The following is a 707-nucleotide window of genomic DNA, read 5'->3' on the forward strand; positions in this document are numbered from 1 at the left end:
TTGGACAACAGGTTGGTGAACCGCTGCACTGAACCCGGCCCGATGTCCAAACCCATTTTGTCGCCGGGGATCTCGTCGGCGCGCACCATCTCGGGTGTGGCGTCCGCGGCGAACTCGGCGGCCACCACGATGTCCACCGGCAGGTGGATCACATCAGCGTGGGTCTGCAGCAGCCTTCGGCAGGTGTCGATCATGCCTTCTTCGAGCAACGACTTGCCCACCGGGATCCCTTGGGAAGCAAGGAATGTGAAACACATCCCGCCGCCGATGAGGATGCTGTCGGCTTTGGTCGCCAGGTTCTCGATCACCGCGAGCTTGTCGGAGACCTTCGACCCGCCCAGCACCACGGCATATGGCCGCTCGGTGGAGCCGCTGAGCTGCTCGAGGACCTTGACCTCGGCCTGCACCAACCGGCCCGCGTAATGGGGCAACAGCGTGGCCACGTCGTACACCGACGCCTGCTTGCGGTGCACCACCCCGAAGCCGTCGGACACGAAGCTGCCCGGCGAACCGTCAGGGGCGCTGACGAGTTCGGCCAGCTGTCTGGCAAGTGCCAGCCGCTGGCCGTCGTCCTTGCTGGTCTCGCGCGGATCGAAGCGGATGTTCTCCAGCAGCAGCACGTCGCCGTCGGTCAGGCCCTCGGCCCGGGCCAGCGCGTCAGTACCCACGACATCACCGGCCAACTGCACGTGTCTGCCCAGCTGCTC

1 protein-coding gene is annotated in these 707 nt (G+C 65.9%); it reads right to left on the bottom strand.

The features are described from left to right. Positions 1–707: phosphoglycerate kinase (locus tag ABQE89_RS26245; protein WP_448422159.1), on the bottom strand; the 707-nt coding region annotated here is incomplete at both ends.

The sequence above is a fragment of the Mycolicibacterium sp. XJ1819 genome (genome assembly GCF_053483675.1).